General features: G+C 40.6%; 23 protein-coding genes and 1 tRNA gene. 4 read left to right on the forward strand and 20 right to left on the reverse strand.

The window, feature by feature from the left end; genetic code table 11:
• Positions 1-16: 16 nt before the first annotated feature.
• Entirely contained in the window at positions 17-2584 is a 2568-nt protein-coding gene (locus U5K35_RS02640; protein WP_322569931.1) for a PP2C family protein-serine/threonine phosphatase, read from the reverse strand.
• Positions 2585-2704: 120 nt separating this feature from the next.
• Here U5K35_RS02640 and U5K35_RS02645 point away from each other — a divergent pair, with 120 nt between their 5' ends.
• The 3 genes from U5K35_RS02645 to U5K35_RS02655 all read left to right on the forward strand — a co-directional run bounded on the left by U5K35_RS02645 (position 2705) and on the right by U5K35_RS02655 (position 5321).
• Positions 2705-3463 carry an NRDE family protein gene (locus U5K35_RS02645; protein ID WP_322569932.1) on the forward strand — a complete coding sequence of 253 codons (759 nt, stop codon included), beginning with the start codon at positions 2705-2707 and terminating at the stop codon, positions 3461-3463.
• Positions 3464-3547: 84 nt separating this feature from the next.
• Positions 3548-4327 carry a glycosyltransferase family 2 protein gene (locus U5K35_RS02650; RefSeq protein WP_322569933.1) on the forward strand — a complete coding sequence of 260 codons (780 nt, stop codon included), beginning with the start codon at positions 3548-3550 and terminating at the stop codon, positions 4325-4327.
• A gap of 16 nt (positions 4328-4343) precedes the next feature.
• Complete coding sequence (locus U5K35_RS02655; protein ID WP_322569934.1) at positions 4344-5321, forward strand: hypothetical protein; 978 nt, start codon at positions 4344-4346, stop codon at positions 5319-5321.
• A gap of 17 nt (positions 5322-5338) precedes the next feature.
• Here the strand turns inward: U5K35_RS02655 and U5K35_RS02660 are convergent, their stop codons facing one another.
• Complete coding sequence (locus tag U5K35_RS02660) at positions 5339-6298, reverse strand: hypothetical protein (RefSeq protein WP_322569935.1); 960 nt, start codon at positions 6296-6298, stop codon at positions 5339-5341.
• A 199-nt stretch (positions 6299-6497) separates the two neighbouring features.
• Here U5K35_RS02660 and U5K35_RS02665 point away from each other — a divergent pair, with 199 nt between their 5' ends.
• Positions 6498-7505 (forward strand): stealth family protein, encoded by a 1008-nt coding sequence (locus U5K35_RS02665; RefSeq protein ID WP_322569936.1) that lies wholly within the window; start codon positions 6498-6500, stop codon positions 7503-7505.
• 182 nt (positions 7506-7687) lie between these two features.
• Here the strand turns inward: U5K35_RS02665 and U5K35_RS02670 are convergent, their stop codons facing one another.
• The 18 genes from U5K35_RS02670 to murB form a co-directional block, all read right to left on the reverse strand.
• The gene (locus U5K35_RS02670) at positions 7688-8272 is read right to left on the reverse strand and encodes an ABC transporter substrate-binding protein (RefSeq protein WP_322569937.1); all 585 of its coding nucleotides are present in this window, start codon (positions 8270-8272) and stop codon (positions 7688-7690) included.
• 13 nt (positions 8273-8285) lie between these two features.
• Positions 8286-9668 (reverse strand): TolC family protein, encoded by a 1383-nt coding sequence (locus U5K35_RS02675; protein WP_322569938.1) that lies wholly within the window; start codon positions 9666-9668, stop codon positions 8286-8288.
• 154 nt (positions 9669-9822) lie between these two features.
• Positions 9823-9907: transfer RNA gene (locus U5K35_RS02680), tRNA-Ser, on the reverse strand.
• A 2-nt stretch (positions 9908-9909) separates the two neighbouring features.
• Positions 9910-10800, reverse strand: coding sequence for an ATP synthase F1 subunit gamma (gene atpG / locus U5K35_RS02685; protein ID WP_322569939.1), 891 nt, complete (start codon positions 10798-10800; stop codon positions 9910-9912).
• A gap of 3 nt (positions 10801-10803) precedes the next feature.
• Positions 10804-12420, reverse strand: coding sequence for a F0F1 ATP synthase subunit alpha (gene atpA / locus U5K35_RS02690; protein ID WP_322569940.1), 1617 nt, complete (start codon positions 12418-12420; stop codon positions 10804-10806).
• Between the two features lie 20 nt (positions 12421-12440).
• Positions 12441-12986, reverse strand: a complete 546-nt coding sequence (gene atpH, locus U5K35_RS02695) for an ATP synthase F1 subunit delta (protein WP_322569941.1) — start codon at positions 12984-12986, stop codon at positions 12441-12443.
• A 3-nt stretch (positions 12987-12989) separates the two neighbouring features.
• Positions 12990-13508 carry a F0F1 ATP synthase subunit B gene (gene atpF / locus U5K35_RS02700; protein WP_322569942.1) on the reverse strand — a complete coding sequence of 173 codons (519 nt, stop codon included), beginning with the start codon at positions 13506-13508 and terminating at the stop codon, positions 12990-12992.
• A 19-nt stretch (positions 13509-13527) separates the two neighbouring features.
• Positions 13528-13749 (reverse strand): ATP synthase F0 subunit C, encoded by a 222-nt coding sequence (gene atpE / locus U5K35_RS02705; protein WP_322569943.1) that lies wholly within the window; start codon positions 13747-13749, stop codon positions 13528-13530.
• 28 nt (positions 13750-13777) lie between these two features.
• Complete coding sequence (gene atpB, locus U5K35_RS02710; RefSeq protein WP_322569944.1) at positions 13778-14836, reverse strand: F0F1 ATP synthase subunit A; 1059 nt, start codon at positions 14834-14836, stop codon at positions 13778-13780.
• 409 nt (positions 14837-15245) lie between these two features.
• Positions 15246-15419 (reverse strand): AtpZ/AtpI family protein, encoded by a 174-nt coding sequence (locus U5K35_RS19510; RefSeq protein ID WP_416221585.1) that lies wholly within the window; start codon positions 15417-15419, stop codon positions 15246-15248.
• A gap of 39 nt (positions 15420-15458) precedes the next feature.
• Entirely contained in the window at positions 15459-15875 is a 417-nt protein-coding gene (locus tag U5K35_RS02715; protein WP_322569945.1) for a polymer-forming cytoskeletal protein, read from the reverse strand.
• Positions 15876-15914: 39 nt separating this feature from the next.
• Positions 15915-16763 carry a M23 family metallopeptidase gene (locus U5K35_RS02720; RefSeq protein WP_322569946.1) on the reverse strand — a complete coding sequence of 283 codons (849 nt, stop codon included), beginning with the start codon at positions 16761-16763 and terminating at the stop codon, positions 15915-15917.
• 38 nt (positions 16764-16801) lie between these two features.
• The gene (gene guaB / locus U5K35_RS02725) at positions 16802-18277 is read right to left on the reverse strand and encodes an IMP dehydrogenase (protein ID WP_322569947.1); all 1476 of its coding nucleotides are present in this window, start codon (positions 18275-18277) and stop codon (positions 16802-16804) included.
• Positions 18278-18389: 112 nt separating this feature from the next.
• Positions 18390-18713 carry a hypothetical protein gene (locus U5K35_RS02730; RefSeq protein ID WP_322569948.1) on the reverse strand — a complete coding sequence of 108 codons (324 nt, stop codon included), beginning with the start codon at positions 18711-18713 and terminating at the stop codon, positions 18390-18392.
• A gap of 84 nt (positions 18714-18797) precedes the next feature.
• On the reverse strand, positions 18798-20090 hold the full coding sequence (gene purB, locus U5K35_RS02735) for an adenylosuccinate lyase (protein WP_322569949.1): 1293 nt from the start codon (positions 20088-20090) through the stop codon (positions 18798-18800).
• 9 nt (positions 20091-20099) lie between these two features.
• Positions 20100-21590 (reverse strand): M48 family metalloprotease, encoded by a 1491-nt coding sequence (locus tag U5K35_RS02740; protein WP_322569950.1) that lies wholly within the window; start codon positions 21588-21590, stop codon positions 20100-20102.
• Positions 21591-21632: 42 nt separating this feature from the next.
• Positions 21633-23510 carry a DUF2779 domain-containing protein gene (locus tag U5K35_RS02745; RefSeq protein ID WP_322569951.1) on the reverse strand — a complete coding sequence of 626 codons (1878 nt, stop codon included), beginning with the start codon at positions 23508-23510 and terminating at the stop codon, positions 21633-21635.
• Positions 23510-24553 (reverse strand): UDP-N-acetylmuramate dehydrogenase, encoded by a 1044-nt coding sequence (gene murB, locus U5K35_RS02750; protein ID WP_322569952.1) that lies wholly within the window; start codon positions 24551-24553, stop codon positions 23510-23512. The genes U5K35_RS02745 and murB overlap by 1 nt, the downstream gene beginning before the upstream one ends.
• Positions 24554-24565: the final 12 nt, after the last annotated feature.

Genomic DNA, 24565 nt, shown 5'->3' on the forward strand with positions numbered 1-24565 from the left:
ATAAATCTGAGTGTTTTTACTTCTTTTTGATGACTACCAACGTCATATCATCGTGCTGGTTGGTACCGTCTCCAAACGTGTAAAGGTCTTCAACTATTTTATTCAAAAGAGTATCCGCGCTTGACTCGTGATAGGTTTCGATAAGTTTTTGCAGCCTGTTATCGCCATAATATCGGTTCAAATTATTGGTTGCTTCAACTACACCGTCCGTGTATAAAATGATGATATCGTTCTGCTGAAAATCTAACGACAGTTCAGAGATATTCTTCCGGAAGGTTTCGTCTTCTGTTATCCCCAAACCGATTCCTTCAGGTGTGTACGTATACAGTTTCTTTTCATTGCTCTTAAAAAAAAGAAGCGGATTGTGCCCTGCTCTCGAAAAGGTAAATAGATCCCTTTTCACATCCACCACACCAAATATAAGTGAAATAAAAATCCCTTTGCCGGCATTCTTTTTAAACAGTTTATTGGCCCTGGCCAAAACCGTAACTGTAGATTCAAAGTTTTCACAAACGGCATGAATAACTCCTTTTATGAAGGTCATAAAAAAAGCAGCCTGAATACCTTTTCCACTCACATCACCGATGGTTACACCAAGCTGATCATCTTTCAGGGAGATAAAATCATAGTAATCGCCACCGGTTTCATAAGCCGGCTTACAAACCGCAGAAATATCCAGCCCTTCAAAATCCGGTGTGCTGACAGGTAAAAATGATTGCTGTACCTTCCGCGCAATTTGAAGCTCCTGTTTTATCCGTTCACTCTGAGCCAGCTCATCAACATATTCAGGTACAAAATTGGGGAGTTCTTTTTCAGTTTTCCCGGTGCTTAAAGAATATCCGCCATAAGCCAGCCCTACAAAAGCAAGCAGTATATTCGTAAAGAATAGGATAGCATCAGGTGATTGTGACATTACCCAACCGGATGCCGTGGCCAAATGATTAGCAAAAAAGAAGAGGGTGATAAAGACTGTTAAGAAATCGTCGCGAATATAAATCCAGCCCAATATAAGTCCAACAATAGCTAAAAGAACAAATTCGGTATAGATCGGTCCTACCTCAACAGCAAGGGGATTCATGATTCCAAAAATAAGCCCAACGAGTAAAATAAGAATTGAAGACGAGTGTATAGTCGTTTTTAGCTTGCCCAAAAGTACCAGAAAAACTAACTGAGCCACCAGAAAGAAAATGGCCATGTTTGTAAGCATTAAGACGATATTAGCCAAATATCTGTCGTCAGAATAAAATGCCTGCTCTACTGTAAGATAACCCTCCGGCATCACAGAATAAGCCAGCGCCCAGATACCCGCTAAGATAAACGAGTAGGCAATGCCTCTAATGAAAGAGAGCCCAACAGGTTTGTTGAAAAAATGCCCGATTCTGAGCAGGTCAATGGTCTGCAGTTTTTCAACCCAGTTTTGCCGGGTTATGGAATCTGATATGGCTGTAATTAGAAAATAGATCAGCGAAGTAAAAGCAGCCGTCACGCCCGCCGAAATCATGACCATCGAGATAAAGCTAAAATCGAAACTGCCCGAATTGTTGAAATGATCAAACGTAATTTGAGATAGCAATACCAGTGGAAAAATAAACCCCGCTAAAACGGCAACCAATATTGCGGCTTTTGTATCAATCAACCTCATTCTGAAACGGATGATAAACAGAATAAGAATCCAAAAAACCAGCAACAGCAGTACCGCCCCCCTGATTCCCGAGATTATCGTATCCCATGAAGTGCCGACGGTTTCACCTGATCGTACATTCTGGTTCAGTGATAGTAAGGCTCCCGTCGGCAGAACGGTAACACTCATATCAATTTTTTGATTAATGATGTCATCCTCAATCGAATAAACGACTTTTGCCGCATCTGTTAACTCTAAAGTAACGCGCTCAACCTGCCTTAACTGAAGATCGGTTGTAGGCCACCCGGTATTCCTTAAGTGATAAAGCGCCATTTTTTCCGCCACATCCGTACCCATCTGAGTCAGTGTGCCGTGCTCTTCCTCTGAGTTGAATGTGGTTTGAGCCGATGTAAATTGAAACTGAATTCTGTCGAACAAAGTGCTATCTAATGATTCAGTAGGAATTTGGGGATGATCAATATCCAATGCGTATGAGAGCACATCTGCATGGAAAAAGTCTTCAGGAATGATGTTATCTGAGTTGTTCAGTGATCGTAACTCTCCCTTCTCGTTGAGAGTTACCTCTATGCTTCTGAAATTTCCCGGACCCATGGAAAAGTCGTCTGAATCGACCTCTTCAATTAAAAATTCAGATCTCCAGAAAAAAACCGGGAATTTCTTCCTGTTCAGCTCATCTGAATAGAAATCCTGAAAACTGGTTTGAACCTGTAGAGAATCCAATAACGATGACTGTATACGAAATGAAGTATTTGGCTCTACTCCTGCCTGATATCCCAAGGATTGAAGAATCTCCTGAGCGTGAGCTGAAGCCCTCTCCTCTCCCAAAGAATTATCCGCTATACTCAACGGATGCTGATCTCCGTACGACCAGAAAAAAGTAAGCGCGGCCAGAATAGCGGCTACAAGCAGTACAAGATCTTTTTTTGTTGTATCGGGATACAAATTACAAGCAGGTTAAGTAGTTATTGATTAAGTGCGGAGATCCATTAATTTACATCGGAATTTAAGAAACAAAGTTTCAAAATAATTTGTGTTATTAAAAAACTTAAATCGCCTCTTTTTATGTGCCTAACCGTTTTTGCTTATCGTGTTCATAACAAATATCCCCTCTTGTTGGCAACCAACAGGGATGAATTTTATGAACGGCCGACACGACCTGTTCAGTTTTGGGAAAATCATCCGGATCTACTTGCCGGTAAAGATTTAAAAGCCGGCGGTACCTGGATGGGTATTACGAAAAATCATAGGTTCGCTGCATTGACAAACTACCGGGATATGACAACCATTAAAGAAAATGCTCCTAGCAGAGGGCATATTGTCACAGATTTTTTGAATTCCGACGTTAGCCCTGTTGAATTTTTTCAATCCATGAAGCCTATCGCTGCAGATTACAACGGGTTCAATCTACTTTTTGGTACTACAGATAACCTATACTATTTCAACAATCAACACATTGAGCTCCGGGAATTGGAACCCGGATATTACTCATTAAGCAATGCTTTTTTAAACACAAAATGGCCCAAAACCGAAAAGGCACTCTCTGATTTTAAAACGCTGGTTGAGGATAAAAATCTTCAGGAAAAGCGGCTTTTTGAGTTGCTTCAGAATACACAAACCTATCCCGATCACAAGCTGCCGTCTACCGGACTCCCACTTGAAAAAGAACGATTGGTCTCTTCCATTTTTATCCTTTCTGATGATTATGGAACTCGATGCTCAACACTTCTTTTTGCGAATCCTCATGGAGAAACTACCTTTATCGAGAAAACATATCAACCCGGCTCCCTGGAAGTTGTACAAACTAAACACTACACTTTTTAGCTTTTGACCACTGCCCGTTTCTCAAAAATTATTGGTACTATTCGGACCAACAAAGCCAATTGATAACCTTATTAAACGTTTAAGATGTCTCCAACAGAGGATGATAAAGTCAGTTGCCTGATTGTAACAGCAAATCGAAAAAATTTGTTGAAGCGTTCTCTTCTCTCTTTAAAAAACCAGACGCATAAAAATATTGAGGTTGTTGTAGTAGACAACGGTGAAGAGAAAGTTGATGAGCTGATGAAACTGTTTCCGGATGATCAGGTCAATTATACCTACATTCAGCCTTCTCCTGATAATATTTTGGGTGATCTTCGAAATATCTCGTTGGAAAAAGCAACCGGAAACTACATGATCTGCTGGGACGATGATGACTGGTTCCACCCCAAAAGAATTGAAATTCAGCTCCAGTCGCTAAATTCCGGTTTTGATGTCTGTTGCCTCGAAGGAAATATTTTTCATATCGATTCTCCGGATCTGATCGACCATCCTTATATCGGCCGGTTGCCCGACGGTTCTCCGAATTCAATTATGCACAGACGTAATGATCAGATTCGTTATCCATCCATGCGGCGAGGCGAGGATACTGTTTATCTAAACCGTTGGATTGGTCAAGGCAGATACAAAATGCTTGACCTCAGCTATGCATACCTTTTTGTACGGGTTTTTCACGGAACCAACGTATCCGGTAAAAAACATTTTTTGCGCAGATTAAAGAATTCACCCCAAAACTGGGTTCAGTATATGTGGCATGCAAAAATTAAAGGAGACCTTTTTGGACATCCCAAATTTCAACTCTCTGACGACGAACTGAAATCGTTTGAAATGTTCATGAGAGACTCTAAAGAGCTCGAAATACTTTGAGTAAAAATTTCAAGATATGTTAGAGTCACTAAAAACCGGGTTTCAGTCATTCCGGAGAAATTTTAAAGAGTTCAGGCAGTCACCGCGTGGCAAAACGGTTTTTAAATACCTTACATATAGCGCGCAGGTAGCTATTATTGCAGTCATTGCCATTCAGCTTACAGGAATAGGCTGGATCAATATTTTTAACTCTCTGCCCACTACACCCTGGTTTTACGTTCTCTTTCTATTCATCTACTTTCTGCTTCCTTTTTCAGAGACACTGGTGTATAAAATCACCTGGGGTATTCCCTACTGGAAAAGCCTGTCTATTTTTATCAAAAAGAGAATTTTCAATAAAGATGTGATGGGATATTCCGGCGAGATCGTACTGATGCAGTGGGCATCTCATCACACTGAAAAATCAAAAAAACAGATCTTCAAAGATGTACGGGATATGAATATCATCTCGTCAGCCGCATCCACAATTATTGCATTCGGTTTGCTGGGTATTCTTTTCCTTACCGGCCAGATCAAGGCTTTAGACAGGCTGATTCAGCGCGATTTCCTGGCCGGAACCACAATGTTCGACTATCTGATTGTCGGTGTCATTGCCATCATCCTTGTAGCTGTTATTGCCCGGTTCAGAAAATATCTCTTTAGTATGCCCGCTATAACCTCCATAAAGATTTTCTCCATACACTCAATCCGAATGATCGTTCTTTACGCCGCTCAAATTCTGCAGTGGCACATTGTACTGCCGGAAATCAGCCTTGAAATATGGTTCACATTTCTGAGCGTAAATATTATTATCAGCCGGATACCCATTATACCAAGCCAGGATCTCGTAGCTACCGGAACCAATATTGAAATCGCGAAAATCTTACAGGTACCCGTTGCACCCGTAACCGGAATCTTCCTTGTCCATGATGTACTTGGAAAAATGTTGAATTTTGGGCTCTACCTACTACTTACAATCACCGGGAAGAGCGAAAAGTCGGATATGACTTTGTGAGAATCTAACTTTTCAACTCACTTAGTCATTTCCTCCCAAACCCGATCAGCAAAGTCATAAAACGGCTGTTTTTGATGATGCCATCCAAAGTGCAGGCAGTAGGGAGTCACTTTCATGTAGTCGCCTTTTCCGGGAACCAGTGAAAAAAAGGAGATCAAAAATTTCCGGAGCCATTTGATTTGGATTGCTTTAAAATCATACACAAAACGGTCGTTATAGAGCGTACATACAATAGCAGTAAAATCTGGGTTATGCTCTGTATAATCTTCTATATAATCAAGCTGCGGACTTTCATAACCATTCAGCCAGGGTAAAATCGGAATTTCAAGTTTTGATAACGCCATACCCAGGCTCCACTCACAGGTCTCCTGTGTGCGGCCCGATTCACATTTACGGCTTCTAAAGTGAGTTTTATCTCTATTAGAGAGAAATTCAGATGCCGTTTTGCAGACTTTCTCTGCAGTTTCTCTGTCAGAGGAATACATCATCCCGGTTTGAACTCTGTTCAGGTAGGTTAATCCAAATTTTTCCAGCGTTTTTTTACGTCTTCGCAGTACTATATCAGCTATAATTCCAACTCCTTTCGGTCCGCCAAAAAATCCGTCTGCTATATGGTTTCCTGAGATTGTAAAACTGTAAGTTTCGAGTCTTTTCCACAATACATTTGGATTTTTACACCATACGATATCACTATCCATGTAGAGGTTCTTTTCGTATGGCATGAATTGATAAACATTGTGTTTAAATCCGGTAATAGACCTATTACCTGTAGGCAAAACTATAATTTGATCAAACAGATCCGAAAGATCGTTCTTCTCTAACATTTGAACATGATCGTCCGAACAGTATATGGTAACCGGTCTTTTTTGATCGTACCGCCTAAGCGTACTGACACTGGCTACTACATGGCGTAGATACTTTTGATCGCCATAGGAAGTGTATACATATCCTTCTTTCTTTTTCTCTATTTCAGCCATTTGTTATTCAAAAAGTATATTCCAATCTTCGATCAATCACTATCCCAGGGATTTCGTATGATTTATTTAACCCAATTTTGTGATTGAATAATAAGATTTAAAGGTCTGTTTCAAAATTATCTTCTGAAAGATTTTTATATTATGAAATTATTAAGTCCAAATTTTACACTTCCCGAATAACGGAATTTTTATTTTATAAATGAGTTATAAAAATTATTCATCATTTGATGTAGACGCCGTTATAACGTGGGTTGATGGAAGTGATCCGGCTCATGCTGCTAAACGAGCTAAAGCTCTTAATAGCCCAAATGACAAAAATTCAAACAATTTATCAACCGGGCATCTCAAAACCCGATTTCTCGACAACGGTGAACTTTACTACTGTGTAGCTTCCCTGCGTAAATTCGCTCCCTGGATCCGGAATATATACATCGTTACAGATAATCAGGTTCCTGACTTTTTAACTCCAGAGATTCAACAGAAGTACGATATTCACATTGTAAATCATAAAGAGATTTTCAGATCGTATGAATGGGCATTACCTACTTTTAACAGTATGTCCATTGAAACTGCAGTTTGGAGAATTCCTGACCTATCTGAAAATTTTATCTATCTGAATGATGACTTTATTCTCTGTTCACCTGTAAACAAGAATGATTTTTTTAAAGATGATAAAGTTATTCTACGTGGAGAGTGGAGGTCCATGATCTCATATAGTCCCCTCAGAATTAAGTTGAATAATCTCTTTAGCCGGTTTGTTAAAAAGTTTTTGGGGATTACACGCTCGCTAAACCTGTTAATGCAAATTAGGTCAGCCAAACTAGCCGGTTTTAAAAAGAAATATTTTTACACCCCGCATGTACCGCACCCGATTCATTTAAAAACGGTGGAGAATTACTACAAAAATAATCCTACGATTTTTGAAGAGAATATTAAATATCCGTTTCGAAGTACAGATCAGCATACCATTCAGTATCTCGCCAATCATCTGGAGATAAAAAAAGAATCGGCAAATATAATTCCACCCGATGATACTGTTATGATAAACGGAGAGACGGATATCAAATTAACTATCAGCAGAAAAATAGAACGTATTAAAAATGGAGAGATCAAGTTTTTATCCCTTCAGGGTTTTGAGTCTTTAAAACAAAACTCTAAAAAGAGTGTTCGCAATCTACTTGATCAAATGATTCCGCCCATCAAGTAGCTGAAACTGCTTCTAATACGCTGAGCTTTTTTACAAAATATTTTTTAAAACTTCGGCATTCAGGTTTTATTTGCGGATATTTCAACTCATCTCGGTTTTGAAAATCACGGAAATTTAATCCAAAAAAAAGCACTTAATGAAACCATTAAGTGCTTTAGTAAAAAAGTGAATAAAAAACTCCTTTATGCTCTCGCCGCCCTGCGTCTCAGGCTCTCAAGCAGTGCATCAAATCCACGCTGCCGAATAATACTTTGAAACTGTCTGCGATAAGATTCAGCGGTGGAGACATCATCAATACTCATATCAATTATTTGCCACTCACCGTCTTGAAGCTCCATATCATAATCAACAGAGGTTCTTACGTTATCCATCTGTGCCATGGTTTTCACCTCAGCGGTTCCGTTTTCTACAGTTATACCATTGTAAGTAACTTCTGCTCGATAGATATCCAATCTGTTCAGTGAATTATCACGGATAATTGTGGAAAAAAGTGAAACGAACTCCTCTCGTTTTTCTTCAGATATTTCAGTATACGTATCTCCAAGTGCTGTTTCCGACATCGATCGGAAGTCAATTACATCATTAATGATATTTTTCAGTCTATCGCGCTGTTCCTGGGTATACTCATTACCTTTCGGCCCCAAAAGTTCTTTAATCTCTGCATCGCGCTCATTCAGCATTTCCTGTATCTCATCTGCTCCATTCTGTGCATTGCCTACATTCAGAAAAAGAACCATGGAAAATAATAGTGTGATGATAGTTTTCATTCTTTACCCTGTCTTAATTTACGCTCAATTGTTTAACTGTAATTCCGGAAGCCCTGTAAAGTTCCGCTACTTTTTTATTCAAATCGAATACGTTTTGTTTCAATTCAACTCGTAATTCTAACTCTTTCTGCATTGCGTTAAGCAGTTCCTCTACATCTCCAAAACCAATATCATAGTTGAGCTGTTCATGGCGAACCCAGTTACGTGCCGTAGCGAGTGCTTCATCTGTTTGATTTGCCCGCACTTCAGCAACCGAGGCCTGTCTGTACGTTTCATTCAGCTCAAGATAAATGCCATCCATCAATGCGTCTTTCAAGTCTCGAACCCGATTATACTCGATATCGGCTCGATCCAATTGATTTTTGATGGATCTAAAGTTTAAATTTTGCCGGATACCAAATCCCACCGCCGCAGATGAATAGTTTGTATTGTTAATAATAAACGGATTTGTTTGTCGGGGTCGATTAGGCGTATTGGCATAACTCCCTGATATACCAAGGAACAGAGCAGGGAACTGTTGTGCCTTCACTGCTTCTTTGCCTTTGGCCATGGCTTCAATTCCGGCTTCCACTCCCTTCAGCTCCGGCCTGTTCTGTACAGCACTCTGTTGATAAAAATCGTAGGGTTTGAGATCGAATGCCACCGGGTCCAGAAAACTCTCTTCCGGTTCATAAATCACATCCTCACTTCCTCCCATCACATAATCCCATATCCGCGTAATGGAAGCCAGACTCTCTTTTACTTCAGCTTTTTGAGTCTCAAATTCTGTTTTAAAAATTTCGAAACGAAATACATCGGCTTCTTTGAGATCAGGGTCACCCTCTTCACGCATTTCCTCAATCTGACTCTCTACTCTGTCTACCTGCTCTTCTGCGTCAGATAAAATCCTATTTACTTCGAAGGCTAAAAGGTAACTGTAGTAGAGCTCAAATAGCTGAACCTCAGCTTCAGCTGTTACAGCACTAAACTGAAATTCTGCAGCACGTGCTCCTGCTTCAGCTGCTGCTATCGCATTGTCAATTGCTCCCCAGCTGTATATAGGTTGAACAGCACTGATCTCTGCACGAGTGAAAATACCCCAGTCTTCCCAATCATTTTCAAGATCAGGATCTAAATAGTACTCTCCCTCTGAAAGCCCGTCAACTTTACTTATTACACCGGGAACCACACCGTGTTGAGAATTGAACTGTATCCTTGGAAGTATTCGTTGATTTCGTGCCTGCTGAACACGGTTTTCAGACATACTGACGGAATGCCTTTCATACGATACCTGTCCGGACCTCTCCAGCCCACGGTCAATAAATTCTTGTAGATTAACTTTTAATGTATCTTGAGACTGAACCGGTTGTATTAATAAAAATGGCAGCAGTACACTAAAATAAATAAATCGATGCACGTTAGTTGTTTTCTTTAAAAATTCAGCTCTGTCGTCAACGATTCGAATCAATAATTATTTACTAAAAATCGAAGATAAATCAGAACTTTCATGTTTTCGTTTTAATATAAAAAAAGCCTCTTTAATAAAATTAAAGAGGCTTTAGTTTAGTAAGCGGAGGGAGAGGGATTCGAACCCCCGGAGACTTGCGCCTCAACGGTTTTCAAGACCGCCGCATTCGACCACTCTGCCATCCCTCCGTTTATGCATCTTCAAGTGCCGCAGCACCGGAAACAATCTCGGAAATTTCGGTCGTAATTGCACTTTGTCGAGCTTGATTGTACTTCAATTTAAGCTCATCCTTAATCTCTTTTGCATTTTCTGTAGCGTTGTCCATCGCTGTCATTCGTGCTCCCTGTTCAGAAGCGTTGGATTCCAACACGGCTCGCCACAACTGCATGTTTAAATGTACAGGAAGCAATTCATCGAGAATTGCCTTGTCATCAGGCTCGTAAATATAGTCAATTTCATTCAGATTTGAAGAATTTTCTTCTTCAAATTGATCCGTTTTCAGTGGCAAAATTTCATCCACTAAACGGTTTTGAGAAATTACAGATTTGAATTCGTTAAAGGCAACCAAGACTTTGTCATATTTGCCTTTCATGAACTTTTCTGCCGCATCACTCATGATGTTGGAAGTAGTTTCATAATTCAAATCATCAAAAAATCCCACATAAGAATCGACTACTTTATACTTTCTCTTTTTGAAGAACCCATCAGCTTTTCGGCCAATTGTTATAAGGTCTAATTTATTCTCATTATGATAGTCTGAAAAGTCTTCACTGATTTTCTGTTCTACCAGTTTGAACAGATTATTATTAAATCCACCGCAGAGCCCACGATCAGATCCAACTACAATGATCAATACAGAATCTACTTCTTCTGGATTACGAAGAATTGGATTATCACTATCGACACCGTTAATCAATCTTGAAACCACACTGCGCATCTTTTTCGCATACGGTCTGGTCGCAATTATACGCTGTTGAGCTTTTCTCAGCTTAGCCGCAGCTACCATTTTCATAGCTTTGGTAATCTGCTGAGTATTCTCAATAGATGAAATCCGATTTCGTATATCGCGAAGATTAGCCATGTATTACTCCTCAGAAGCTGCTAATAGTTGATCAATTGTACTTTCTGCAGTCTTAATAACTTCTGCCCCAAATGTTTCATTTAATACACCGGAATCGGCTAATGTTTTCATTTGAGCAGAGTACTTAGCTGACATCGTTTCAAGGAACATATTTTCAAACTTTCGAATCTGATCAACTGCAAGTTTATCAAGCAGTCCTTCACTGTTCACTTTAAGCAAAATAATCTGCTGCTCAACAGGCAGTGGTTTGTACTCTCCCTGTTTCATGAGCTCAACGGTACGTTCACCACGTTTAAGTTGCCTCTGTGTGGTAGCGTCCAGATCCGATCCAAACTTGGCAAAAGCTTCAAGCTCCCGGTATTGCGCAAGATCCAGCTTCAAAGTACCGGATAGTTTTTTCATCGATTTCACCTGAGCAGATCCACCTACACGAGAAACCGAAATACCCACATCAATCGCCGGACGCACACCTGAATTAAACAGGTCTGTATCAAGGAAAATCTGACCATCCGTAATTGAAATAACGTTTGTCGGAATATACGCAGAAACGTCACCGGCCTGAGTTTCAATAACCGGAAGTGCTGTTAAAGATCCGCCTCCTTTTAGCTTTGGCGCAAGTTCTTCAGGCACATTATTCATCAATTTAGCTACACCGTCGTTGTGGATGATTTTGGCAGCACGTTCTAACAAACGACTGTGTAAATAGAATACATCACCGGGATAAGCTTCGCGTCCCGGCGGTCTTCGAAGCAGAAGTGAAAGTTCTCGATAAGCAACGGCCTGTTTTGATAAATCATCATAGATCACCAAAGCATGTCGGCCGGTATCACGAAAATATTCTCCGATGGCTGCCCCTGCAAAAGGCGCAATATATCTCATCGGTGCAGAAGAACTGGCAGGCGCTGAAACAACCACTGTATAATCAAGCGCATCATGCTCTTTCAATGTATTAACAATAGAAGCAACAGTAGAACCTTTCTGACCAACAGCCACATAGATGCAGTATACCGGTTTATCAGTATCCTGTGTGTATTTCTGGTTAATTATTGTATCCAAGGCAACGGCAGTCTTACCGGTTTGTCTGTCACCAATAATCAGTTCACGCTGTCCACGACCAATGGGTATCAACGAGTCAATCGCTTTAATACCTGTCTGAAGTGGTTCTGTTACAGGCTCACGATAAATAACACCTGGAGCTTTTCTTTCCAGGGGAAGATTCATAGTGTCTCCTGCAATTGCTCCATTGCCATCCAGTGGGCGACCAAGAGGATCAATAACGCGTCCCAAAAGACCCTCACCGACTGAAAGCGATGCAATATTTTTTGTTCTCTTTACAGTATGGCCTTCTTCAACAGAATCAGATGCACCAAAGAGTACAATACCTACATTATCTTCCTCCAGGTTTAATACCATACCGCGAACAGGATTACCATCTCTGTCTTTTGAATCAGGTAACTCCACCAATTCGCCGGCCTGAATTTTGGAAAGTCCGTATGCGCGGGCAATACCATCACCCACTTCCAATACAGTACCAACATCATAGGTATCAGTATCGTTACTGAAACCTGTAAGTTGTTTTTTTAAAATAGCCGAAACTTCGTCAGGTTTGACTTGACTCATTTGTTATCCTAAATAATTTTTTATTCTACTGAAGCAGCTGCAAAAGATTTTTCCAGCTGACTTAATTTATGCTTCACCGAACCGTCAAAAATAGTATCATCGATTCGAACTGTGAGCCCACCTAAAAGTTCTTTATGGATAGACATATCCATTTGAACTGTTTTTCCGGTATATGACTCTAATATATTTTTTAGCTTTTTCACTTCTTGATCACTCAGCTCAAATGCTGTTTGAACCACAACATCAATAATGCCGTGATGTATTTTATAAAGTGAGACGTAAGAGGCAGTGATATCATGAAGTAGTTTTTCACGATTTTTCTCTACCAAAAGCTCGATCAGGTTCATCGTAACCTGCTGAACTTTACCATCAAATATCTCTTTGAGCGCACTGCTTTTAATGGCCTTTTTTATCAACGGACTTTTCAGAAATAATTTCAGATCCCTGGACTCCTCGATCGATTGATCCAGAAGAATCATGTCTTCTTTTATTTCATCAAGTTTGTTTGATTCAGTGCCAATATCAATTAATGCATTGGCATAGCGCTTTGCCGCTTTAGATATCATCGGTTAATTTTTCTTATTGAGATCATTAATGAATGATTCTACAAGCTTCTTATTTTTCTTCTCATCGAGTTCCGCTTCAATAATTATTGATGCCGCTTCGATGGCCAGGCTTGAAACTTCTTTTCTTAATTCAACCATTGCGTTCTTTTTCTCCTGCTCAATAGCAGCTCGCGCGTTTTGAATTATTTTATCAGCTTCTTTTCTGGAATTCTCAATCCTCTCGGAACGTAATAGCTCTGCGTCTTCAATTGCTTCTTTCCGAATTTTTTGAGCCTGAACTTCAGCTTTCTTTAAAGCTTTCTCGTTGTCTTTCGAGATCTGTTCAGCTTTAGCTATTGCCTTCTCAGCCGATTCCAGAGAATCCTTTATACGATTCTCCCGCTCATCTAATGCTTTCATGATGGGGGGAACCAAGTATTTTTGCATTGCAATCAGAAATACCACTGTTGAGATTAATACCCAAATGGCAAATCCTGTATTGAATGAAAGGAGTCCTCCCCCACCCGCTAAGAAATAATGCATAATGTTGGTCCTTTATTAATTATTGGCCAACACCGAGAGCAAGAAGAATACAAACAATAGCACCGATAAGAGCTACACCCTCAATAAAAACGGAGGTCAAAAGCATGGCACCGCGAATATCTCCGGCCGCTTCTGGTTGTCTTGCAATACTTTCTGTAGCACTTTTACCAATCATACCTATACCGATACCGGCTCCGAGTGCTATAATTCCGGCCCCAAGGCCTGCTGCTAAAAAACCCATAATTAAATATATGTTTTGTTATTAGTGATTAAGTTTCGACTTCAACAGCTTGCGCGTGAGCAATAGCCGTTTCATCGTCGTGGTGATGATGTTCTTCCGCAGCCATACCAATAAATACAGCTGACAAAAGTGTAAATACATAAGCTTGAATAAGGGCAACCAGCGCTTTTAGAAAATAAAGCGCTGCCGTAAGTAACACCCAAAAAACACTTGATCCAACTCCCACATATTCTCCAAAAAGATCTGTGAATATAAAGATCAAACCAAGAATGCTAACAATCATGATTTTACCGGATAGCATATTTGCAAAAAGACGAATGGCAAGTGCAAACGGTTTTGTAAAAAGCCCTAAAATCTCTACCGGGGTTAAAATAATTCGCGACCAACCCGGAACACCCGGAAATGCAAAAACGTGCCGCCAGTGATCTTTTGTACCGCTGAATTGTGTAATAAAAAATGTTATACCTGCAAGTGTTGCCGTAACCGTTAAGTCTGCTGTAGCAGATGCAGCCCATGGCAACAAACCGAATAAATTCATAAACATGATTGCCAGAAAGATCGAGAACAGATATGGAACATACTTTTTATATTTTTCTGCGGGGATAAACTCTTTGGCAATATCATCACGGGTAAACACAAAGACCACTTCAAATATATTTTGCATCACACCCTTTGGCTCACTTTCCGCTCCAATTCCCCTTCTGTAGCGACTCGCTGCCCAAATCGTAATCAACAATGTTAATATAATTCCGAGCCAAACATATATAAGGTGAGAGGTAATAGACATATCAAGAGTGATCGGGGCTCCATCAGAGCGTACCAAGCCGGCCTCCTCTGTCTCCATAAATTCACCGGACTCCAATGCGGATTTTGTGTTCGCATATAAGTACCACTCTCCATCAACTAATAAAATACGAGGTAAATAGATCTTAGCACCAACAACCTCAACATAATCATGGTCAAGAACTTTACCCATAACGTCAATTGTTCCTTCGCTGCTTTCTTCAGTATCAGCAGCCAACAAACCTGGGTTAATAGCAAGTAATAAAAGAATGGTAACGGATAATCGGCGCAGGTATCGGCTCATCTTATTGTTTAACAATTTACCCGACTAATCAGAGAGTTTTTGGTTAATTAATATCACTTCGTTTACAGAATGCAAAATATACGAAATTATAAAACTAACAGTAAAGCTCAATTCGTCAATTTTTGTGAGAATTAATATTAAAACGAATAGAGCCAGTACAAGAACAAATCTCAGAAAAAGTCCAAAAAAATAGCTTGCTATAAAGTCTTTCAACATCGTTTTTTTTGAAAACATGGAAGCACCCAAATGCAATACTACCGCCAATAATCCAATCAGGTATCCGGTAAACCACCCTAATGTAAATTTATCCGGAATGATTATTCCTGCGAAGATAAATATCAGCCCAATTACTAAAGTGGATATAATTATTTTCCGATCCGGCAAAGACATTTCCACTCTTGATTCACGTCTAATTATCACTAATATTTTTTATGAGCCGAACGAACATACTAATCATCAGCAGAATCCCAATAAGTACGCCTGTAAGGACTCCCCAGGGAGATGTTTCGAATTTCACGTCAATAAAATACCCCGCTAAGATTGGAGTAGAAAAAGCAATCGCTATTTCTCCACCGAGAGACATGTACTCGAGATATTTCTTGAATTTCGGATCTTCAAACAATTATTTCTCTTTCTCGTTTTTTACAGATGTCTCTTTGGCATAATCTGAGTCATTTGATGACTCCAGTTTAGTTGAATCGCTTCCCATTCTGCAGGCACCGTTAATTTGAGCCCCCTCTTCAACCAATAGAGTTTTGGTATAAATATCACCGTCTATAACGGCAGAATCCCGAAGATTTAATTTATTCGTCACCCGAATCGTACCCTCAATCTTGCCGGCAATATCAGCTTCAGCAACTTTTACATCACCCTGCACAATACCGGAAGAAGTGACAATCAGTTTACCTTTGGTAATACCTTCACCTTTCAACTTACCCGCTATCCGAATATCATTTTGAGAGTTGAGCGTTCCTTCTAGAGTCGTTCCTTCACTGATCATATTCAGTGTTGGTGATTGTGTATTTGTTGTCTTACTCACGGTTTTATTGTTTTTATTATTGAACATAATTATTCAGACTCAGTTGTTTAGATACATTAATGGATTTTGGGGTACACCGTTTTTCCAAATTTCAAGATGCAGATGGGAGCCGGTACTCAATACACCACGATCTCCGATTTCACCCAAAATATCTCCCTTCAAAACAAAATCTCCTTTAGACCTTGCAAGCCTTGCACCATGTTTGTACACGCTCACAACTCCACCTGCATGCTGAAGGTAAATAACATACCCGTAATTAATTGTCCACCCTGCATTCATCACAGTACCATCGGCAACTGCTTTGAAAATCGTACCGGTACCGGCTGCAATATCAATTCCATAATGACCATCTTCCGCATTATATCCCTGCGTCATACTTCCCTCAACAGGAAAATCAGACGGGAAATCAGGAGTTTTATTCAGTGAACCGGAAAAAATAATCTCATTTTGAGAAAGCATTTCAAAAGTTTGAACATTTGGGACTGATCCGCCGACAGGATAATTTTCATCCGAGATTAATGCGCTTACCGATTGTTCTACAGCTAACGTGGTATCTGCAGCCGTTCTCAGAATTTCTTTCATATCGTTTAGCTGTGTATCTCTGGCAATCAAAGAGTCCTGCAAAGACATAACACGTTCTGAAATTTCCACAACATTTTGCCTCAAGGCATAATCTTCCTTGAATTGATATAGTGAGCCGATTGGTGTAGCAAAAAATAGTATAGTAGTGAACAATACGGAGAGTAAAATCACAACTACAACCATCTTAATAATGTCCCGGGCTCTTAATTTAAAAGAACTGGACCCATCGGGATTGTGCTCATCCAATACTACAACCGTAACATCGCCCTCACGTTCCGAAAAAATTCGTTTAATAAATTCCCACATGAGTTGTTACAGTTTATCGTTTAATTTCGCACTTAAAATCAGGATACTGAGTAATTTGGCGCTTCTTTTGTTATTTGAACTGAATGCGGGTGACTTTCTTTATAGCTTGCGGAAGATATTTGTACAAATTCAGCTTGTTTAAGTTCCTCAACAGTCTTAGCTCCAACATAACCCATTGCTGCCCGCATACCGCCAACCATTTGATGAACAACTTCACCCAGATAGCCTTTATAAGGTACACGGCCTTCAATTCCTTCCGGCACTAACTTCAGGTCATCTTCTACATCCTGGAAATATCTGTCTTTAGATCCTTTTCTCATGGCACTAACACTTCCCATGCCTCTATAGGATTTATATTTTCTGGATTCATAAATAATGGTTTCACCAGGACTTTCATCCACTCCGGCAAACATAGAGCCCATCATAACGGCGTCAGCCCCACCGGCCAATGCTTTCGGAATATCCCCGGTTTGTTTAATGCCACCGTCTGCGATCAAACCGATTTCGTTTTTCGAGGTAAATTCGGCGATTTCCATTATTGCCGAAAGCTGTGGTACACCCACTCCGGTTACCACACGTGTTGTACAGATAGAACCCGGTCCAACACCAACTTTTACTACATCTGCACCTGCCTCTGCCAATGCCTCAGCAGCAGCTCGTGTTGCTATGTTTCCACCAATTACATTGAGGTCTTTATATTTGGCTTTTATATCTCTAACCGTTTTCAATACTCCTTCTGAATGACCATGAGCCGTATCAACGGTTACAATATCCACACCTGATTCTACAAGGGCATCGACCCGATCTATTGTGTCCGGTGTAACTCCAACTGCAGCACCAACACGAAGTCTTCCCATATCATCTTTACATGCATTCGGGAAGTTCATTTTCTTTTCAATGTCTTTAAACGTAATCAAACCAACCAGAATATTACTGTTATCTACGATTGGAAGCTTTTCTACTTTGTACTCCTGAAGAATCTGCTCCGCTTCATCAAGAGTCGTTCCCTGCTTGGCTGTTACAAGATTTCCACTGGTCATGATATCACCCAGCTTTTTGTCAACATAGTGCTCGAAGCGAAGATCCCGGTTTGTTACAATTCCAATCAGCAAGTTATTTGATTCTACAATTGGGATACCACCTATTTTATGCTTTCTCATCAAGGATCGTGCATCCTTCACGGTAGCATCTGCCGGCAGGGTAACCGGGTCCACTATCATTCCGCTCTCACTTCTTTTTACAAGCCGTACCTGCTCAGCCTGGTCTTCAATTGACATATTTTTATGCAACATGGCTATTCCGCCTTCCCGGGCGAGTGCTATAGCCATTCGATATTCAGAAACCGTGTCCATAGCCGCACTGAATATCGGTGTATTAAGTTTCAAAGAAGGGGTTAACTGGACGGAGATATCTACATCTCTGGGCAGTACTACAGAATGATTCGGAACTAACAGAACATCATCGTAAGTTAATCCTTGGCGCGTTACTTTTGAGAAGGGAGAGGAGTTGTGCATGAAATAATTTTCGCTTTGTTTACATTTTGGTAAAGATAAGAAATCCTGTTGAACTTCTTTACCAATTTCCACGAAAACTAACCTCCATCCTAAATAGAACCCATCATCGGCGTCATAGCTTTTTTATTCTCAGCGATTCTATGGCTGTGGCTTCATCGCAAATTCCGTCTAAGTAACTATTCACCCAAAAGTCTACACTCTCTCTTCTGCGCTGAACCCATTCTGAATTCGTGCAGTATTGCCCCTTGAGTTCGTCAATATAGCCCTTTACATCTTCTTCGATCACCATTTTCAACTCTGCTGGCAGATCTCCCCAGCCTAAAAGGGTAAACATCTCTTCAGTTGCTCGATATTCGGCTTCTGCCTTGTGAAATATCGAGTTCAGTACTGCATTCTGAACGCTTACATTTTTTGTTTTTTTAATTGCTGCTTGCATAGCTGTGTGTGTGGTTTGATTATGATTTACACACAACTTAAACCAAGCGGGTGACATCAATATGTCACCCCTCTCAAAACTTTTTTATAAACCCGCTCTGGAGAATATTTCGTCGACTCTTCGGGTATGATGTGCCAAATCAAAAGCCTGCTCAATTTCACTTTCAGAGAGATTTTCCCGGATTGTTGGATCTGATTTTACGAGTTCTTGAAAACCACGTTTTTCTTCCCAAGCCTTCATTGCCAAAGGCTGAACAGTGTCATAGGCGGTTTCACGGTTCAATCCTTTATCGATGAGCATTAGCAACAGGCGCTGTGAAAATACAAGACCATGGGTTTTCTCCATGTTCTCCAGCATATTCTCAGGATAGACCATCAATTTTTCAATCACTCCCGAAAACCTGTGAAGCATATAATCCAGCAAAATGGTCGCATCCGGCAGTATAATACGTTCTACCGACGAGTGAGAAATATCCCGTTCGTGCCAGAGCGGCATATTTTCGTAAGCCGATATCATATAGCCACGGAGCACCCGAGCACAACCGGTTATATTTTCTGAACTGACAGGATTTCTTTTATGCGGCATTGCCGATGATCCTTTTTGGCCTTTACTGAAAAACTCTTCGGCTTCCCGGAGTTCAGTTCTCTGAAGATGTCGAATCTCGACTGCAATCTTTTCAAGTGTGCCGCCAATTACCGCAAGTGTGGCCATATAGTATGCATGACGGTCTCGCTGCAGCGTCTGCGTGGATACGGGCGCCGGAGAAATCCCCAAAATTTCGCACGTATATTTCTCCACCTCAGGTGGGATATGTGCAAATGTACCGACAGCCCCTGAAAGTTTGCCAAACTCTACATCCTGTGCAGCTCTTTCAAACCGCTCAATATTCCGGTTCATTTCGGCATACCAAAGTGCGCATTTCAATCCAAAGGTGGTTGGCTCTGCATGTACGCCGTGAGTCCGGCCCATCATAACAGTGAGCTTATGCTCACGGGCTTTTTCTGCAAGGGCCTTCACAAAACGATTCAATCCTTCCTTGAGCAGTTCATTTGCCTGTTTAAGCCGATATCCGTTTGCGGTGTCAACAACATCTGTTGACGTAAGCCCGTAATGAACCCATTTTTTCTCATCACCGAGAGATTCTGAAACCGTTCGGGTAAAAGCAACCACGTCGTGGCGAGTCTGTTTTTCAATCTCCTTAATGCGATCAATATCAAAAGATGCTTTTTCATAGAGCTTATCAACATCTTCTGAAGGTATCTTGTCAATTTTGCTCCAGGCCCTGCATGCTGCAAGTTCCACATCTAACCACGCCTGAAATTGATTTTGTTCCGACCAGATGTCGGACATCTCTTTTCTGGAATATCGTTCAATCATAACTAAAGTTTACTGTACTGGTATTTTGAGTAGAGTTCCGGGTTCAATTGTTGTATCCAGGCTAACCTGGTTTATAATGGCAATATCTTCGTGTTCCATATCCATGGGCAGTTGATCCGGAAGGTATTGCCTGAATGATTTTCTTTGATCCGCTTCAACGATTTGCAGACGCACCGGCTCGATATTGAGGATTGATTCATCCGTAAGCCGGTCAAACCCTGACGTTACAAACCTGAAATCTTCTATGTTCTCTTCAAATGCAGACTCAGGGCTGTAGTTAATAAATCTGTAAATTCTGTTTTGAAACTCAACAGCATACACATGAACCCCAAGCAGATTACCTTCCTGCTCGATTGTACCCTCTGCCTGATGAGCTGTCCAGCGACCTGAGCTCTGCGTGTCTCCCCTTTCTCTGAGAGTAAAACCTTCCTGATTAACAAATTGTGTTATCGACTCAGTGGGCGATGTATTCTCGGAATCTATTCTCATAATCATCACAGCCTCTCCCTCACCCTTCACTAAAACAACCTGAGAAGGTTGGTTCAAAACCCTCCACTGTTCTGGCACGGGATAAAAGAACTCCAGATCGGGATGTACAAACCGTCCTTCCGTAAAATATCCGTTTCTTGGATTGTCTCCGAAAATCATCCCATTAAGCATCTCCATATAACGCTCGGTTCCGTAAACAGTTTGCTCATATCCCTTTTCGCGCCACTCTTCGGCTAATCTCGGAATGGTCTGTTCCCTTTCGCCCGGGTTAGGGTGCGTTGACAGCATATTTGGAATACTCTGCCCTTCTTTTTCTGAGATTCTTCTCAGGCTTGTAAAGAATTCAGATCCTTCAGCTGCTACGTAACTTTTCATAGCCGAATATTCAACACCAAGCCGATCCGATTCCCTTTCATGATCACGACTGTAGCTCATAAACAGAAGCTGTGCGGCCTGACTGCTTAAATTCATAAGAGATTCTCCGGGCAGCCCTAAAAGCTCCTGACCCAATATGGAGCCTCCGATTACGGCAACCTGCCCAATTGTTTGAGTTAACGCCCTTTGTGAGGCATGACGCCCTGCCACGTGTCCAATTTCGTGTCCTACTACAACAGCAAGCTGTGCTTCATTATTCAGATGAGCCATCAAGCCTCTTGTTACATAAACATAGCCTCCCGGCAATGCAAAAGCATTTACAACCGGGCTATCCAATACTCGAAATGTAAACTCCGTATTTTTAAATTTTTCATCCGTATCCTCCCTTCTCATATGGCTTACTTCCAAAAGCTCTTCTCCCAGATTTACAACATATTCACTCAGCTCATCGTCATCATACAAGCCGTACTGCGAAACGATCTCCTTGTCTACATCCTGCCCAATTTGCACCTCTTGCTGCCAAGAGTAGGCGTAGGCTCTCTTATTTCCTGAAATTGGATTTTTCTGCACCACACAGGAAGAAGCAAATACAAATGCAGCCACCAGTATGATCAAATGTGTATATAAACGTTTCATGATGTTCACCTTTCTTAGATTTAGTGCTTACAAGCTACTGATCTATAACCATTTCATTCTGAGCTTTATATTAAGAGATATCAGATTTTTCAAGTGGCTATAAATTATAAATAAAGCGTAAGAATCCATCGCGCAGTATCGCCTTAATAAATTGGGGATAATTTCCTTCTCTTTGTTTGATAAAAGGCCGCTTTTCAAGGAAATATATGCGTTCATGGCAGATTCACCATCATCCACGCTGTAAACCGGATCCTGCAATTCAACGTACGGATTATATCCGGATGTATCTCCTGATAATTTTTCAAAATTTATACTCTTATCGTAGATATTCACCTTATTTTTTATCGGATTTTTCAAATGACTATTCAGCTGAAAAATACTGTTTAACACCTGTTTCAACCCGATACTTCCACTCATAAATCGGTTATAATATCCTTCCCTCACCGATTTACTTAAATCAAATATTCGATGATTATTGGTATTTCCGTCAACATAGAGCAGATTTTTCAAATCCCGAATTTCCTTTTCATAAAGCATTGAATTTCGGTTCATCTCCTGGAGCAAATATCGAAGAGCCTGCGATTCAAACGGTGAATATTGAATCAAGCTTCCATTGAAAATATCTTTGACGCTTGCAAGATGGTGCACGAAATCTACATGCGGATAACCGCTTTCTTCACGGTCATCTAACCATTCGTAGTGTGTAATCTCTCCATCCTTACTCAGCGAATGGCATGAAAATTGAAAATAGATTGGGTGATATGCCCCTCCGTTTCTGTGCATTGGCAGTGCGTAAGTTGCTGCCTCAAAATCTATAAAATGGAGTGGGTATTCCAGGCTATCGAGCGCTAGTTTCGATTCTTTTACCCAAACATCGGGCACAAATTCCTTTTTGGCTTTCAAGATTTGAAGCTCTCTTCTTTGCTGAATCGAAATAGAGTATGGATTCTTTTCTCTGATCTCATCAAAGCTCCTCGCCCCTTCCTTCAATGGATAATCTTCCTGGTAGTAGATGTTCTTTTCGATAAGATCATTATTTCCGTGACCAATCAAATCAAAGACATGTTCGTTTGGGAAGTTTTTTTTATCTCCGGAAAAATAATCTGTCCAACAATTTGAAATCCCTTCTCTCTCAGGTTTTCTAAATTCACAATAGCTGCACTCCTGGTGAATTTCTACACCGAATCGATCCGTATTTTCCCACGATTCTTTGTCGATATCCTCTAAAACATCAGATACACTTTTATTCGCATAAAATGTATGAGAAACAGATTCGGGCAGGCTATTACTAACATGTACAGCAGCTTCAGTAGCATCCATCTTGGTAAAAAGAGACTGAAACTCTTCCCTGACTTTCTCCGGCACTTTATCCGCCACAACTTCCGAAACGATCTGCATTATTCCATCAAAAGCAGCATTATACCGCTTGTCCGGAAAATAAAGATCAACTTTTATATCTGAACTTCCGACGGCTCGTTTTAATATCTCTCTCCGGTAAGCAGCTTTTACCAAGTAGCCGTTTGTAGTTTTACTGAGCACGGGAACCGACACGACTCCATCATGAAGACGTTTTTTTAACTTTCCATGAACCTGAACAATCGTATAGCTCTTGCCATTTTTAATCAGAATTGGGATTCTTGTGGTAAAGTTTTTATCTCGAAGAACTGCTCCACAAATGGCTACATTTTCTTCACTTAACCAGTCGCTTGTCTCTTGCTCTGCCTTTATCGTTGAGTCTGACGTAAACTTGAGATTTGAAAATTGAAAGGCCACAGCATTTCTCAGCTGTAATTTATTGCGCTGCTTAAATGGGAGATAAGGAGAGCGCATGCTGCTGCTTTTGCTGTAATGGTACAGTTTAAGGGGGCATGAAATAGCTTTCAGAAAAAGTGAATCGTTTATCTCTTTTTCTCCGGCCATTACGATATAACATTTACTTCCGGCGCCAGCTCTATGCCAAATTTCTCTTTCACGGATTCGCTAATGTTCATGGCATGTTGATAAATCTCTTCTCCTGTAGCTCCGCCGTGATTAACCAGAACCAGGGCCTGATTTTTATATGTGCCCACATTTCCAACTTTTTTCCCTTTCCATCCGGCCTGTTCTATCAGCCAGCCTGCAGGGATTTTTATTTTCCCGTCGCCGGCCTCGAATGAAGGCATTTCGGAATATTCAGCTTTAATTTTTTGGTAGATCGATCTCTCCACAATTGGATTTTTAAAAAAACTGCCGGCATTTCCAATGAGTTCGGGGTTTGGAAGTTTTGACTCCCTGATGGTAACCACAGCATCAAAAACATCCTTGATTGAAGGCTCTGTAACGCCGTTGGTTTGAAAATACTCCCGCAGGGCATAATATGAATCTTCAATTTGATGAGGAGATTTTTGAAGACGAAGAGTCACTTCGGTAATAATAACTTCACCTTTCAGGCTATTCTTGAAAATGCTGTCCCGATACCCAAATTCGCACTCTTTTTTTGAAAATTCTTTTTGCTCTCCTGTTGCAGGTATAAAAGCCTTTAAACTGTGAAACGTATCTTTCAACTCTACCCCATATGCACCAATATTTTGGATTGGGGCCGCCCCAACTGTCCCTGGAATAAGTGCTAAATTTTCGATTCCGCCAAAATCATGATCAACGCAGTAAGAGACTAAATCATGCCAGATTACGCCTGCACCTGAGTTAATCAATACTTCATCTTCTTTTTCATTTAAAACCTCAATACCGGGAATGGATATTTTAAGCACCGGCTGATTAAGATCTGATTTTATCAGTACATTGCTGCCACCACCTAAAATGACAGGATCATTCTTTTTGAAAAATCCTTCTCTGAATAGTCCTAATAGCTGTGATGACTCAGAAATAGTTAGAAATTGGGCAGCAGTAGCCTCTACACCAAGCGTATTGAATGGAGCTAAGTTTACGTTTTTCTGAATCGGTGGCTTAGATATCGAAGTGTTCAATTAAATTTTTGT

The organism is Rhodohalobacter sp. (assembly GCF_034521535.1).
GTDB lineage: Bacteria > Bacteroidota > Rhodothermia > Balneolales > Balneolaceae > Rhodohalobacter.